Source organism: Arthrobacter sp. TMP15 (genome assembly GCF_039529835.1).
GTDB lineage: Bacteria > Actinomycetota > Actinomycetes > Actinomycetales > Micrococcaceae > Specibacter.
Map to the genome: position 1 here is coordinate 1,808,240 of NZ_CP154262.1, position 14,198 is coordinate 1,822,437.

Genomic DNA, 14,198 nt, shown 5'->3' on the forward strand with positions numbered 1-14,198 from the left:
CCACTGCGCCGTAACAGCACGCGGGTGGCACTCAACGTCCTAGCTGGTTCCGGCAGCAAGAACATGAGGATTTGATGCGTTGACCTCATCATTGACCATGGCCATAGTGCCGGCAAAGCTACCGGCCGCATGGGCGCCGGGCGATCCCACGGAGATCGCTTGGCGTCGTGCTGTTCGCAGTTCTGGGTGAAGTAACTGGACATGGTCATCTGCCCGGTCTAATCGGCTGGCCAAAACTAGCTCGTTGCCCGGTTCACCACCTGCAACCTCTTCGCTATAGATGGCTGCAATTCGGTGTGCCACTGTACTGAGGAAACCCAACTGAAACTGCCGCCGCTCGAGGGTCTTCTCATGGGCAGACAAGTATGGCTTGTAGGGGTAGTCAAGCCACCAAGACTGCATGGCACTTTCTAGCTGCTGTTGCAGAGAGGCAAAAAGGCGCAGGATTTGTCCAACATCAGATTCAGCCCCAATGAGGTAGACAATCTTCTTGCTCCTGGTGGTTGCTTGCAACACCCGGACTGTATTGAACGACAGTGCCACTGCCGTCAAACCCCTGGCCTGGCCAAGCCGGTAATGGCCGCGAAACTCATAGCGTTCCTCGACCATGGGCTCTAGTGGCTTGCCTGACTTACCCGCTTCTGCATCGATGGTGGCCTGTTCAATCCCATAGCGAACCATGAGCCGTTCAGCGTGCTCTTGGAAGGTCTGGGCTTCGGCTGGAAACGGCGTACTCTCCGCCTTGGCCAACAGTTTGGAGATCAGCGTGAGGGTCTTTTTTGACTTTCCGCTGGCTTCGCTGTGGGACTCCATCATCTTCTGACTCCTCAACACTGGCAACCCGGGCTTAGGCGAGGATTCGGGCCCGCCATTGTGGGACATTGATACTGCTGCGAGACACTCATGCGCCAGGTATAGAAACAAAAAAGACTCCTTGGGAACCTAAGTTCCCAAGGAGTCTGTCAGTGCGCGGAAAGGGACTTGAACCCTCACCCCGTTTCCAGGACTAGCACCTCAAGCTAGCGCGTCTGCCATTCCGCCACCCGCGCAGGTGATTGCCGGAGATCGATTCTTCTCTTCAGATGAATCGTTGTCTCCCGCAGCAGCGATGAAAACAATAGCACAGCTTTTAGGGGAAAGAAAAATCGTTGACTGGTACCGGTTTTTGGTCCTTGAAACACTATTAAATTCTCCGCCAAATTCGGCCGAAGGTAGGCTGGACACGACATCACCACACAAAGGAGTCTTCTCGTGAACACTGTCAGGGCCGAGGACGAAGTAGCAGGTATCTGCGCCGATCTTATTCGATTCGACACAAGCAACTTTGCCGACAATGAAGGTCCTGGTGAGCGGGCCATTGCGGAGCACACGGCGGCCCTCATCTCAGAGGTGGGACTGTCCGCGGAACTGTTCGAGTCATCCCCGGGACGCGCGAATGTCATCACTCGGATGGAAGGCACTGACCGCTCACTTCCTGCGTTAGTGGTGCACGGCCACCTTGACGTTGTTCCCGCCCAAGCTCACGACTGGAGCGTGGATCCATTCTCCGGAGAAGAACGCGACGGTTTGATTTGGGGTCGAGGCGCGGTGGACATGAAGGATATGGACGCCATGATCCTCTCCGTCATGCGCTCCATGAGCAGGGAGGGCCGGAAACCTAAGCGTGACATTGTTTTTGCATTCTTCGCGGATGAAGAAGCCGGGGGAACTTATGGGGCGCGTTGGGCGGTGGACAACCGTCCCGAGCTCTTTGAAGGGGCAACCGAGGCAATCTCTGAAGTAGGTGGATTCTCCACAGACATCAATGGAAAACGCGCCTACCTTTTGCAGACGGCGGAGAAGGGGCTTGCTTGGCTGCGTCTGACTGCCCATGGCCGGGCCGGCCACGGTTCCCATATCAATACAGACAACGCCGTGACCCGGCTCGCCCGGGCGGTTACCCGCATCGGCGATTACCAGTGGCCCATTGAGTACACGGATACTACACGCGCATTTTTGGAAGGTGTTTCAGAACTCACGGGTATTGAATTCGATGAGTCTAACCCGGAAAAACTCCTGAGCCAGTTGGGCACGGTCTCCCGTTTTGTTGGTGCAACGCTGCAAAACACATCCAACCCGAGTTTTCTCAGCGGCGGCTACAAGGCCAACGTGATCCCAGGCACCGCTGAAGCCATGATCGACGTCCGGACACTGCCTGGCCAGCACGAACAGGTGCTAGAACTCATCCGTGAACTGGCGGGTGAGGGGGTTGAAATCTCAACCATCCACAACGATGTGTCCTTGGAGACGCCGTTTGCCGGCAACCTCGTTGACGCCATGATTGACTCCTTGCATGCCGAGGACCCCGGCTCCACGGTGCTTCCCTACACACTCTCAGGCGGCACAGACAACAAGTCACTGAGCCGTCTGGGCATCACAGGTTACGGTTTCGCGCCGCTTCAGCTACCTCCTGAACTGGATTTCACCGGCATGTTCCACGGCGTGGATGAGCGAGTCCCGGTTGATTCGCTCAAATTCGGTGTCCGTGTCCTTGACCGCCTGCTGAGCAACTACTAACCAACTACTAGGAAACGACGCCCTATGAGCATTCCACTGAAAGAATTACTACCTGATGAGCTGTTGGAGCGGTTTCGGGACCGGGCTAAAGGCTATGACGAGCGCAATGAGTTCTTTCATGAAGACTTAGCCGAGCTGAAGGCGCAAGGATATTTGGGCATGTTTGCCTCAATGGACGACGGCGGACTTGGCTTTGGTCTGGAACAGGTCGCCGCCGCGCAACGCAGGTTAGCAACAGCGGCACCAGCCACAGCATTGGCGATCAATATGCATCTGGTGTGGACCGGCGTCGCACATTTGCTCGCATGCCGCGGGGATGACTCCCTGCACTATGTGCTCAAGGAAGCTGTAGCCGGGGAAGTATTTGCTTTTGGGAACTCGGAGGCTGGTAATGACTCAGTGCTTTTCGACTCCAACACAGTGGCCACTGCATTGGAGGACGGCAGCTATTCATTTACCGGCACCAAGATTTTTACATCCTTATCCCCAGCGTGGACACGACTGGGTATTTTCGGCAAGGATGAATCGGGAGACGAACCCTGCCTTGTGCACGCATTCATCACTCGGGAAACACCTGGGTACACCATCAAGGACGACTGGAACACGCTGGGTATGCGTGCCAGCCAATCTAATACAACCGTGCTCAACGGTGCAGTTGCACCGGCGGATCGTGTTTTTCGAAAACTTCCCGTGGGCCCCACAGCGGATCCGCTCATTTTCTCCATTTTTGCGTGCTTTGAGACGCTACTTGCCGCTGTCTATACGGGTTTGGGGGAGCGGGCGCTGGAACTCGGAGTAGCCACTGTTCACCGACGCAAATCCAAGAAAACAGGGAAGAGTTACGCCCAAGATCCGGATATCCGGTGGCGCATAGCGGATGCCGCTTTAGCCATGGATGGGCTGTACCCACAGTTGGAGTCGCTAGCCAGGGACGTGGATAATCTTGTGAACCATGGCAGCCAATGGTTCCCAAGAATGGTAGGGCTAAAAGTGCGGGCAACCGAGACGGCCAGAACCGTTGTTGATCTCATCATTCGAGTCAGTGGTGGTGGGACCTATTTCGCCGGGAACGAGCTTGGCCGACTCTACCGAGACGTGTTGGCGGGCATGTTTCACCCCTCAGATGACGAGTCGGCTCATTCAACCATTGCCAACGCGTGGTTGGGGCCAATTGAGCCCTAACCTGCACGTTCGGTGGCGGGCGCAGTGAACAGTTCATCTCGTTAGAAGTCGCGTTAGAAATCGGGTGAAAAGAAGTGGGCTAGCAAAGAGTTCGCTAGTAGATGGTTAGTGTCCGCTCGACTCGGAGTACTTTTCTGCGCATGAGATATTTCCGTTCTCCACCCAAGTACAGGGTGCTGCGCTCGAGCTCCCACTTGCCATATTCGGCATGCTCGCGCAACCGCTGGTACGCACCCGGAACGGACTCCCTTGACCCCACAGTAATGACGAGATACTCGAATTGACGCACTGGCGCACCTTGGCCTGTGCGTACCGGTTTCAGCGATTCCCTCATGGACTGTCCTTCCCGCCCCCTGTGGATTTTCTTTGCGTTCAATACTAAAGCTACCTGTTGCGGTCCACGCTAGATGCCTCATAGGCAAAAGGACTTTCAAGTTTGTTAGCACACTGGTACCGTCAATCGCATGAGCATCGAACCCCGCGCAGCACTGAGCGCCTTGACCACAGCATTAGAAGAACACTTGGTGGCCGCATCAGCGCGCCGAGGGGAAGAAGATCCGATTGTCGAGGCAACTTTCCTGGGTATCATCGACGCCTTTGAAGCCTACGAAGAAGCCCTCTTTGATGCCTTTGACGAAGTGACGCCACTTGTCATTTACGGTGAGAACGACGATGACGATATTGACTTCGAGGACGATGATGAAGATGACGATGATGATGACCAAGACGATGCGGATTCAGACGGCGGGGATGCACACGGCTAAGAATCAGCCGGGGTGATCCAACAGCTCCGTGGGTGATACCTGGTGAGCTGTGAGAACTGAACTGCCAGAATATGAACTATAAAAAATACGGCGGGCTCTCCAAGGAGGGCCCGCCGTATTTCTTCACAAGTGAGTACTTTCTTACAAAGAACTACCGCTGGGGACGTGAAACCTCGCTGAGTACTTTGACAATCTGGTCCGGCAACGGAGCCAGCGACGACTTCATAATTTCCTTTAATTGTTCTCCAGTGCGAGGGCCAACAATCGCAGCAGACACACCGTGATTCTCTAGGAGCCAGCTCAGAGCTACATCCAACGGTTTGCGTCCCAGCCCGTCTGCGGCGGTAATGAGAGCCTCGGTAATCCGGCTGGGGCGACCTTCCAAGTATTTCTCCACGTAGCTTCCCATGGTGGCGCTGGCAGCCCTTGAATCGGCAGGGATCTGACCACGGTACTTGCCTGTCAGCACACCCCGACCCAGCGGTGCCCAGCACAACAGTCCGGCACCTACGTGCTCGGCGGCAGGAATCACTTCTTGCTCAGCGGCTCGTGCCAACAGTGAGTACTCAACCTGGTTGGCCACAATGGGTGTATCTGACAAAGTAGCGGCACGCGCCAGCTGCCAGCCGTTGTAGTTGGACACGCCGGCGTAGCGGACACGTCCGCTACTGACAGCATATTCAAGGGCCCCAAGGGTTTCTTCCAAGGGCACGTTTTCATCCCAAATATTTGCCAGCCACAGGTCTAGATGATCGGTGCCGAGCCGGGCAAGAGAGGCATCGAGACCGGCCAACATGGCCCGTTTGGAAGTATCAACCATTCGTTTTCCATTGCGATGACTGATTCCCGCTTTGGAAATCAAAACAACATCGCTGCGTGGGACCACATCCCCCAGTAGCTCGCCAAGGATTGCCTCGCTACGGCCCTCAACGTGGCTCACCGCGGTGTCCAAAGTTGTTCCGCCGCCATCCACAAAGTCACGTAGCTGCGTGCGGGCAGTCTCTGCGTCGGTTTCATTGCCCCAGGTCATTGTGCCCAAGGTCAGCGCGGAGACGCGCAACCCACTGGTGCCCATGAATCGTTGTTCCATACGTGCTAGCTTACGGTGAACTTTGAGCGCACAACGCGCGTCGATACCCCGGTTGGACACTACATGTCCGCACATGCTTTAGGCTGAAACCCGTGAACTGGTTTGAAGCAGCCTTCTTAGGCCTAATCCAGGGCCTGACAGAATTCCTCCCGATTTCCTCAAGCGCCCATCTTTTTGTTGTCGGCAAATTCCTGCCATCGGGCGCTGACCCCGGTGCCGCCTTTACTGCCGTCAGCCAACTTGGCACCGAGACAGCAGTGCTGGTTTATTTTTGGCGCGACATTGTTCGCATCATCAAAGCCTGGTGGGGATCTTTGCGCGGCAGGGTCCCTGGAACTGACCCGGATGTGCGCATGGGCTGGTTGGTCATCTTGGGTAGTCTGCCGATCGTGATCCTCGGTGTGCTGTTTCAAAGTCATATCGAATCAACTCTGCGTAACCTGTGGCTCGTTGCCACGACACTAATTGTCTTTGGGTTGATTCTGGCGGTTGCGGACACCGTGGCCCGCCAAAACAGGGAACTCAAAGACCTCAGCTACAAGCACGGCATCATTTACGGCTTCGCCCAAGCCCTAGCTCTAATACCGGGTGTTTCACGTTCAGGAGGCACCATTACAGCTGGTCTCTTGATGGGCTATACCCGCGAATCCGCCGCCCGGTACTCGTTCCTGCTGGCTATTCCGGCAGTTTTTGGCAGCGGTTTTTACGAGCTCTATAAAATCATGTCAGGACACGAAAGCGCTGACGGGTCCTTTGGAATTGGCGAAACAGCACTAGCCACTGTTATTGCTTTCGTCGTGGGCTACTTCATCATTGGCTGGTTCCTCAAGTTCATCTCCACCAAGAGCTTCCGGCCTTTCGTCTGGTACAGGATCGGGTTGGGCTTGCTGCTTTATGTCTTGCTCGGCACTGGCGTCATCACGCCTTAGTAGCGCCTTCCACCCTCCCCAGACCCGCTTCGCGCGCCCCGGGCCCCTCGGCCGGTAGCGCCTTCCACCCTCCCCAGACCCGCTTCGCGCGCCCCGGGCCCCTCGGCCGGTAGCGCCTTCCACCCTCCCCAGACCCGCTTCGCGCGCCCCGGGCCCCTCGGCCGGTAGCGCCTTCCACCCTCCCCAGACCCGCTTCGCGCGCCCCGGGCCCCTCGGCCGGTAGCGCCTTCCACCCTCCCCAGACCCGCTTCGCGCGCCCCGGGGCCCCTCGGCCGGTAGCGCCTTCCACCCTCCCCAGACCCGCTTCGCGCGCCCCGGGCCCCTCGGCCGGTAGGCTTAGGCTGTGAAAACTTGGAAGTCTCTTGCCCTCCCTCAGCTGCCTGGCCTCATGCCCGGCATCCATCTGCATGAAACCACCACTCAGCGGGTGGTTCCCTTACCGGACACAGAACCCGCCAGTATGTACGTCTGCGGCATCACCCCCTATGACGCCACGCATATTGGCCACGCAGCAACCTACGTAGCTTTTGATCTGCTCAACCGCGCATGGCGTGACCAGGACCGCACAGTGAATTATGTGCAGAATGTCACGGACATTGACGACCCTCTGCTTGAACGGGCCACCCGTGACGGCCAAGACTGGCGCGAACTGGCGCTCTCCCAAACAGAACTCTTCCAAGCAGATATGGAAGCGTTAAACGTATTGGCCCCTGATCATTACATCGGCGCAGTCGAAGCAATCAGCTGGATTGTCCCGGAAGTAGAAAAGCTCATCGCTGCTGGAATCGCCTATTCAGTACCGGGAAGTAATGGGGAGCCGGACGGAGATATTTACTTCTCTGTTGAGGCCGCCTCGGCATCGGAACAAACTGGTGGACTAGATTCCCCTTGGTGGCTGGGACAGATCTCCGGGCTCAGTCCAGATGAGATGCTTACCTTCTTTGCCGAACGGGGCGGCGATCCGGAACGTGCAGGTAAACGCCATGCACTTGACCCTCTGCTCTGGCGCATAGCCCGTGAAGGCGAGCCGTTATGGGATGGCGCATCGCTGGGGGAGGGGCGCCCAGGCTGGCATATTGAATGCACCATTATTGCTCAGCGCTTCCTGCCCAAACCATTCATTGTCCAAGGTGGCGGCAGCGACCTGATCTTCCCCCATCACGAGATGGGAGCAGGACACGCCTACGCGCTGGAAAGCACTCCCATGGCGCAGCACTACAGCCACACAGGCATGGTAGGACTTGATGGCGAAAAAATGAGCAAGTCTTTGGGAAACTTGGTTCTTGTCTCTGTTTTGCGTCGGGAAGGCGTTGAACCTGCCGCCATTCGCCTGGCCATCCTTGCCCACCACTACCGCGTCGACTGGTTCTGGACACAGGAGTTGCTGGAAAATGCGCAATACCGTCTAGAGCGTTGGCGCAAAGCGGTCCAGCTGGCTCCTGAAGGATCCGCCAAGCCTCTACTGGCAGAACTGCGTGCGGCACTTTCTCAAGACCTGGATGCACCACGTGCACTGGCAGCCGTTGACGCTTGGGCGGCAACAGCTGGCGCAGCAGGAGCAAACCCAGTGGTTTCCGAACGGGACGCCGACCTGGTTTCTGACACACTCGAGGCACTTCTGGGAATTCAGCTCTAGCAATTTCGCAGACAGATACAAACAGACACAGAGGCAGCAGAATCAAACGGTGCTGTCTCTGTGTCTGTCTTTTGTATCTGTCTCTTTATAGGTATCTGAGTCTCGAGCCCTGTGCCTCTAAGGCTGGTCTGTACCGCGGCGACGAAGGTAGCGTTCAAACTCTTTGGCGATCGATTCACCCGTAGCCTCGGGTAGCTCTGCGGTGTCCTTGGCCTCTTCCAACTGCTTAACGTAGGCGGCTATTTCAACGTCGTCGGCGGCAAGGTCGTTCACACCTCGTTCCCAAGCCTGAGCATCGTCGGCCAGTTCATCGGTGGAAAGCGGAACGTGCAAGAAATCCTCAATGCGGTTCAGCAGTGCCAACTCAGCTTTGGGGGAGGGTGCTTGGGCAACATAATGCGGCACCGCAGCCCACAGGGAAATGGTGGGCAGACCGGCCAACAACGCCAGCTCGTTCAAAACACCCACTATGCCAATAGGACCTTCGTATTGGGACGCCTCAAGGTTAAGCCTTTCACTCAACTGCTCATCGTCACAGGTTGCTGTGACGGGAATAGGCCGAGAATGGGGAACATCAGCAAGCAACGCACCAACAAGCACCACATAATTCACATTCAGCAGGGCTGCCTTGGCCAGCAGTTCCGCTGTATAGGCGCGCCACCGGTATGAGGGTTCAATGCCGTGAACCAGAACAACATCAATGTTGGTACCCGGGATGCTGGCCTGAGCAATTTTGGTCACCGGCCACTTGATTTTGCGCCCACCAGTAGAAGCAAGCCTGACCTCCGGACGAGTGAACTGAAAGTCGTAGTACTCATCCGGCTCGATCACTGCCACTTTCTTCGCATCCCACAATTTGTGCAAGTACTTCAAAGCGTCGCTAGCGGCCTCACCGGCGTCATTCCAACCCTCAAAAGCAGCCAATAGCACCGTCACACGGTCCTCGCCCGGCGCCGGTTGCAGCAACCGTCCGACTTGCGGGGATTCACCATCATTGATTTTGCTCACAGTTCCAGCCTACGGCGACAACCCGTTCATGGCACCACACACCACGCACACTACGGACGAAAACGGTTCCAGCCTCTACGCCACGTAGACTGGAAGCATGCTTTTATCGACTGCCGCCGGCACACCCGAGGCGACTACCACTGCACCCACTCTCAAGGCCGTCCTTTGGGACATGGATGGAACCCTTGTGGACACCGAGCCCTACTGGATTGCGGCCGAAATTGAGCTTGTGAGAGCTCACGGCGGGCACTGGGACGAAGAAAAAGCTATGGCGCTGGTGGGCAATGCGCTTGCTACTTCGGCGAAGATACTCCAAGAAGCTGGTGTACAACTGTCAGTTCGCGAGATCATCGATCACCTCTCCCATCGTGTGATTGCCGGCATTCGCCGGCAAGTTCCGTGGCGTCCAGGCGCCCGCGAGCTGCTAGCGGAGCTGGCGAGCCGTGGCGTGCGTTGTGCCCTGGTGACAATGAGCGAACGGAATCTGGCCAGCGAGGTTGTCAGTGCCCTCGACTCGGAATACTTTGAGTTTCTGATCACCGGGGATGAAGTGTCCAACGGCAAACCCCACCCTGAGCCATACCTGATGGCCGTTGAGCGTCTGCGCCAACGTGATCCGTTGCTGACGGCACGCCATTGTGTGGCCCTGGAAGACTCCATTCCTGGTGTGGCATCAGCTGTAGCCTCCGGTGTGGCTACAATTGCTATCCCGCATGCCGTCCCCTTGCCTGAAGATTCCCGCCATACAACGTGGCCCACACTGGCGCACAGGACGTACGACGACGTCACGGCAGTTTTGCTCTCCCATGCAGCACCTACTGGAGCTGCTTTGTGAGCGGTGATATCGATGGAGCTAAGACCCGGCGTGAGGGTCTTGTCCTTGGCTCGGTTCGGGGAACACCCATTATTTTGGCGAACTCCTGGTTTCTAATCGCCGCTGTCACCGTGATCATTTTTGGCCCCCAATTACAGCAGATCTACCCTTCGCTGGGCGCGGGAGCTTATCTTGTTGCCTTTGCCTACGCTTTGCTCTTGCTGTTTTCCGTGCTCATCCACGAACTGGCCCACGCTGTAACCGCCAAACTATATGGCTGGACCACGCACAAGATTGTGTTGAATCTGTGGGGAGGCCATACAGAGTTTGATTTCTCCAAGGCAACCCCCGGAAAGGCACTTGTAGTGGCCTTCGCCGGTCCCATTGCGAACTTTGTCCTGGCGGGGCTGGGCTGGCTGGTTAAATTGGGCCTGCCCGAGGTTGCTTCAAGTGAAGGTGTCTCTTTGGGCACGGCCATAGCTGTCTTGCTGGCGAACATCTTTATCTGGGCCAATTTACTCATCGGGTTGTTCAACGTGCTTCCCGGGTTGCCTCTCGACGGTGGACGACTCGTTGAATCGATCGTGTGGAAAGCGACTGGCAGCCAGGAAAAGGGAACCATAGCTGCCGGTTGGGCCGGGCGCGTCATTGTGATTGTGATTGTTGCAGTAGTTTTGGCGCTGCCATACCTTCGCGGTATTCAACCCGAGCTAACAACCACCTTTATCGTTATCCTCTTGGCCGGATTTTTGTGGATGGGGGCATCGGCCTCCATCAAGGGCGCGGCCATGCGTTTACGCTTGCCCGCCATCACAGCAGGTTCCTTGGCTGCAAGGGCTGTTAGCGCTTCAAACCAGTGCTCGGTGGCACAACTGTGGACTCTTCGGGGTCAGTACCCTAGTGAGCCCATAGTTCTTTTTGGCACAGATGGTCGGCCCGCCTCTGTGGTTGATGAATATGCATTGGCGCATGTACCTCCACAAGCGGCAGCCACAACGCCGGCAACAGCTGTTTCACGGAGCCTGTCCGCCGGCGCCTATGTCCCCGAACTGGCGGCAGGCGCTGAACTAGTGGCCTACCTTTCCCAACTTCCCGATATGGAATATGCGGTGATCGACGTTGAAGGCAGAGTCACTGGATTACTTAGTCAGGCGAAGGTTGTTGCAGCCATTACGGGCAAACCACTTTCTTGACCTCCCCACCATCGAAGCCACCAGCCAGTATCTAGCGGCACAGTTGATTTTTGCGTGTACCCACAAGACAGGACTTTCCTATGAACCATATTAACTCCAGCGAAGCACCCACGGCCCCGCATGGTGCCGGCGCCCCGCATGGTGCTGGCGCCCGCCGCGGCTTGTTCCGCGCGGGCGAACGTGTGCAGCTAACCGACGAGCGTGGGCGCATGAATACTGTGACATTGACACCGGGGACCGCTTATCACACGCATAAGGGCTTCCTGAATCATGATCTGCTGATCGGTGCTCCCGAAGGTTCCATGGTTGAGAGCAACGTTGGGCAGCAGTACCAAGCGCTCCGTCCGCTGCTCTCAGATTTTGTCCTGTCAATGCCCCGTGGTGCCGCTGTTGTCTATCCAAAGGATGCCGGCCAGATCATCACCATGGGAGATATCTACCCGGGTGCTCGTGTTGTTGAAGCCGGTGTGGGCTCCGGTGCGCTCTCAATCTCGCTACTGCGCGCCGTGGGGGACAACGGTTACCTGCATTCCTTTGAACGCAGAGAAGAATTTGCTGACATTGCCCGCGGCAACGTCGAGACAATCTTTGGTGGTCCCCACCCGGCCTGGAAGATCTCTCTGGGTGATTTCCAAGATCAAGTGGTAGAACAGGAAGCCCCGGGTAGCATTGACCGCGTGGTCCTGGACATGCTTGCCCCGTGGGAATGTCTCGATGCTGTGGCAACAGTGCTGGCACCAGGCGGGGTGTGGATTAACTATGTGGCCACGGTGACCCAGCTTTCCCGGACTGCGGAGGCCATCCGGGCCGATGGCCGCTTCACGGAGCCGGACGCGTGGGAGTCGATGGTACGCGGCTGGCATCTGGAGGGGCTTGCTGTCCGTCCTGACCATCGAATGGTGGCACACACCGGTTTCCTGATGGTCACACGCCGCCTCGCGGACGGGGTAACCGGCATGACACTAAAACGTCGCGCCTCCAAGACCGACTTCGCCCAAGAAGACCTGGATGCATGGACTCCAGCAGCGGTAGGGGAGCGCGCAGTTTCTGATAAGAAACTGCGCCGCGCTGCCAGGGACGCCTCATCAACGATCCAGACGAAACGGACAAAGAGTAAGTCCACAGACGAAGGAAACGGTCAGGAAACCGTCTCCAACGCATAAACGCACTAAAATCAGCTGTACCGGCCGGCCACGGCTGCGGAAGGATCGATGGTTATGAGCGAATCAACTCACTCCACCCCGGAAAGCCCTGCCCAGGGCGTTCCCCCTACGAGTGTCCCCACACTGGGGTCCCAAGGGACCAGCTATACAGCGGGGCCCGGCCAACAAGCAGTGTTAGAACGCCAACTTAACGTGCTCCGTGACAAGGCGCGCAACCTTGATCGGCAGCTGGCCTCGACCACGGCAAATAACTCCAAACTTGTGGCAGTTCTTGAGACCGCCAAAGCGGAAATTCAGAAATTGCGATCGGCGCTGGAGAACGACGGCGAGCCACCCTATAGTTTTGGCACCATCGTGGCGCTTAACAAGCCTGAGGCTGTTTCAGGAAATAGCTCTGCACAGTCTCGTGAAAGCTTGGACGTTTACGCCTCTGGACGGAAAATGCGTCTTGGTCTTAGCCCGTTGTTGCGTATGAACGAACTTTCCGTGGGCCAAGAAGTGCTCCTCAATGAGGCTTTTACAGTCATCGCTGCTCTGGGTTTCGAGAAGGTTGGCGAGTTAGTCACTGTCAAGGAACTGCTGGGCACCAGCCGGGTACTGGTTCTTGGCCGCGCCGATGAAGAACGTGTTGTGCGCTTGGCAGGGGTTCTCCAAGGTGGTGTTGTCAAGGTAGGCGACGCACTCACTATTGACGGCCGCACAGGCTACGCGTTGGAAAAGATCCCCCGTTCCGAAGTGGAGGACCTCATCCTTGAAGAGGTACCGGATATTTCCTACTCGGACATTGGTGGACTAAAATCCCAGATTGAACAAATTCGCGACGCAGTGGAACTGCCGTTCCTGCATCCGGATTTGTACATTGAACACGGTCTGAAGGCTCCCAAGGGTATTCTGCTTTACGGCCCGCCAGGCTGTGGAAAGACTCTCATTGCTAAGGCCGTTGCCAACTCACTGGCTAAACGTGCCAGGGAACGCTCGGGCGTGAAAGACCAAAAAAGCTATTTCCTGAACATCAAGGGCCCCGAACTTCTGGATAAGTATGTGGGAGAAACTGAGCGTCAAATACGACTCATTTTCAGCCGGGCACGCGAGAAGGCCTCTGATGGAAGTGCGGTTGTTGTATTTTTCGATGAGATGGACTCGTTGTTCCGCACCCGCGGAACGGGCGTCTCATCAGATGTGGAAACAACTATTGTGCCGCAACTGCTCAGCGAAATTGACGGCGTCGAACGTCTTGACAATGTCATTGTTATTGGGGCTTCCAACCGTGAAGACATGATTGATCCGGCCATCCTGCGCCCGGGCCGGCTTGATGTAAAAGTGAAGATTCAGCGTCCAGACGCGGAAGCTGCTGCAGATATCTTCGCAAAATACGTCACAACGGCGCTGCCTTTCCACGCGGATGACTTGGTGGCAAACAACGGTAGCGTCCAGGACACAGTAGACGCGATGATCCAGCGAACTGTTGAAGCCATGTACGCCACGGACAAGGCCAATGAATTCCTAGAAGTGACCTATGCAAATGGTGACACCGAAATGCTGTATTTCAAGGATTTCAACTCTGGTGCTGTCATCCAAAACGTTGTTGATAGAGCTAAAAAGTATGCCATTAAGGACCTTCTGACAAGTGGTGAACGGGGCATTCGGATCGAACACATGCTCAGGGCTGTTGTTGATGAGTTCCGCGAGCATGAAGATATGCCCAACACCACCAACCCCGATGATTGGGCAAGAATCTCGGGTAAGAAGGGTGAACGGATCACCTACATTCGCACGATCGTGCAGAGCAAGGAAGGCCAGGTGCCGGGGCGGACCCTTGAAACAATGCACAACACGGGGCAGTACCTGTGAGCGTAGTGCGGG

General features: G+C 56.5%; 13 protein-coding genes and 1 tRNA gene. 9 read left to right on the forward strand and 5 right to left on the reverse strand.

The window, feature by feature from the left end; translation table 11 throughout:
• Positions 1–39: 39 nt before the first annotated feature.
• Entirely contained in the window at positions 40–816 is a 777-nt protein-coding gene (locus AAFM46_RS07905) for a DUF2786 domain-containing protein (protein WP_343317309.1), read from the reverse strand.
• Positions 817–966: 150 nt separating this feature from the next.
• Positions 967–1,049, reverse strand: a tRNA-Leu gene (locus AAFM46_RS07910).
• A gap of 202 nt (positions 1,050–1,251) precedes the next feature.
• Between AAFM46_RS07910 and AAFM46_RS07915 the strand changes: the two genes are divergently transcribed.
• On the forward strand, positions 1,252–2,556 hold the full coding sequence (locus AAFM46_RS07915; RefSeq protein ID WP_343317311.1) for a M20/M25/M40 family metallo-hydrolase: 1,305 nt from the start codon (positions 1,252–1,254) through the stop codon (positions 2,554–2,556).
• A 30-nt stretch (positions 2,557–2,586) separates the two neighbouring features.
• A complete protein-coding gene (locus tag AAFM46_RS07920) occupies positions 2,587–3,738 on the forward strand; it encodes an acyl-CoA dehydrogenase family protein (protein WP_343320412.1) in 1,152 nt (383 codons plus the stop codon).
• A gap of 94 nt (positions 3,739–3,832) precedes the next feature.
• Here the strand turns inward: AAFM46_RS07920 and AAFM46_RS07925 are convergent, their stop codons facing one another.
• Complete coding sequence (locus tag AAFM46_RS07925) at positions 3,833–4,072, reverse strand: DUF5703 family protein (RefSeq protein ID WP_283526913.1); 240 nt, start codon at positions 4,070–4,072, stop codon at positions 3,833–3,835.
• Between the two features lie 130 nt (positions 4,073–4,202).
• Here AAFM46_RS07925 and AAFM46_RS07930 point away from each other — a divergent pair, with 130 nt between their 5' ends.
• Positions 4,203–4,502: a hypothetical protein gene (locus AAFM46_RS07930; protein WP_283526916.1), complete on the forward strand. Its 300-nt coding sequence runs from the start codon at positions 4,203–4,205 to the stop codon at positions 4,500–4,502.
• A 151-nt stretch (positions 4,503–4,653) separates the two neighbouring features.
• Here the strand turns inward: AAFM46_RS07930 and AAFM46_RS07935 are convergent, their stop codons facing one another.
• Positions 4,654–5,592 carry an aldo/keto reductase gene (locus AAFM46_RS07935; protein WP_343317312.1) on the reverse strand — a complete coding sequence of 313 codons (939 nt, stop codon included), beginning with the start codon at positions 5,590–5,592 and terminating at the stop codon, positions 4,654–4,656.
• Between the two features lie 92 nt (positions 5,593–5,684).
• Here AAFM46_RS07935 and AAFM46_RS07940 point away from each other — a divergent pair, with 92 nt between their 5' ends.
• Positions 5,685–6,521 (forward strand): undecaprenyl-diphosphate phosphatase, encoded by an 837-nt coding sequence (locus AAFM46_RS07940; protein ID WP_343317313.1) that lies wholly within the window; start codon positions 5,685–5,687, stop codon positions 6,519–6,521.
• 343 nt (positions 6,522–6,864) lie between these two features.
• Positions 6,865–8,157, forward strand: coding sequence for a cysteine--1-D-myo-inosityl 2-amino-2-deoxy-alpha-D-glucopyranoside ligase (gene mshC, locus AAFM46_RS07945; protein ID WP_343317314.1), 1,293 nt, complete (start codon positions 6,865–6,867; stop codon positions 8,155–8,157).
• 117 nt (positions 8,158–8,274) lie between these two features.
• Here the strand turns inward: mshC and AAFM46_RS07950 are convergent, their stop codons facing one another.
• Positions 8,275–9,156 carry a PAC2 family protein gene (locus tag AAFM46_RS07950; protein ID WP_343320414.1) on the reverse strand — a complete coding sequence of 294 codons (882 nt, stop codon included), beginning with the start codon at positions 9,154–9,156 and terminating at the stop codon, positions 8,275–8,277.
• 106 nt (positions 9,157–9,262) lie between these two features.
• Here AAFM46_RS07950 and AAFM46_RS07955 point away from each other — a divergent pair, with 106 nt between their 5' ends.
• From AAFM46_RS07955 to arc, 4 genes are all read left to right on the forward strand, one after another.
• On the forward strand, positions 9,263–10,000 hold the full coding sequence (locus AAFM46_RS07955; RefSeq protein WP_343317315.1) for an HAD family phosphatase: 738 nt from the start codon (positions 9,263–9,265) through the stop codon (positions 9,998–10,000).
• On the forward strand, positions 9,997–11,172 hold the full coding sequence (locus AAFM46_RS07960) for a site-2 protease family protein (RefSeq protein ID WP_343317316.1): 1,176 nt from the start codon (positions 9,997–9,999) through the stop codon (positions 11,170–11,172). Before AAFM46_RS07955 ends, AAFM46_RS07960 begins: the two co-directional genes overlap by 4 nt.
• A gap of 80 nt (positions 11,173–11,252) precedes the next feature.
• A complete protein-coding gene (locus AAFM46_RS07965) occupies positions 11,253–12,335 on the forward strand; it encodes a tRNA (adenine-N1)-methyltransferase (protein ID WP_343317317.1) in 1,083 nt (360 codons plus the stop codon).
• A gap of 123 nt (positions 12,336–12,458) precedes the next feature.
• Positions 12,459–14,186, forward strand: a complete 1,728-nt coding sequence (gene arc / locus AAFM46_RS07970; RefSeq protein WP_343320416.1) for a proteasome ATPase — start codon at positions 12,459–12,461, stop codon at positions 14,184–14,186.
• Positions 14,187–14,198 lie beyond the last annotated feature (12 nt).